Genomic DNA, 559 nt, shown 5'->3' with positions numbered 1-559 from the left:
GAAAGAGAAGAGCTACTCGCAGCGGCGGGCTTGTGCGCTGGCCGGGATCGATCCGCGTGTGTACCGGCGGCGGCCAGCCAGCCCGGAAGACAAGGACCTGCGGCACCGGCTGCGTGAACTGTCTGGTGAGCGCAGGCGGTTCGGCTATCGGCGCCTGCACATTCTTCTGAAGCGGGACGGCTGGGAGGTGAACTGGAAAAAGCTCTACCGGATCTACCGGGAAGAGGGGCTGACGGTGCGCAAACGGGGCGGCCGCAAGCGCGCAATCGGAACCAGGGCGCCTATGGCGGTCCCGCAGGGGCCGAACCAGCGGTGGTCGCTGGACTTCGTCTCAGACACGCTTTCAGACGGGCGCCGGTTCCGTATTTTGTGCGTGATCGACGACTTCAGTCGGGAATGCCTGGCCACGGTCGTGGATACATCTCTGTCGGGCCTGCGGGTCGCCAGGGAACTGGACAGGATCGCCGATCTGCGTGGCTATCCCTGCTTGCTGGTGTCCGACAACGGCACCGAACTGACCAGCAACGCGATCCTGAAATGGCAGCAAGACCGGCAGGTA

1 protein-coding gene is annotated in these 559 nt (G+C 64.4%); it reads left to right on the top strand.

Translation table 11 applies throughout. From position 1 onward, the window contains the following. On the top strand, positions 1 to 559 hold a 559-nt coding region (locus ACFMBG_RS15565; protein ID WP_421055614.1), incomplete at both ends, for a DDE-type integrase/transposase/recombinase.

This window comes from Leisingera coralii (assembly GCF_049056525.1).
Taxonomy (GTDB): Bacteria; Pseudomonadota; Alphaproteobacteria; order Rhodobacterales; family Rhodobacteraceae; genus Leisingera; species Leisingera coralii.
This window is presented reverse-complemented; position numbering and strand designations above follow the sequence as displayed.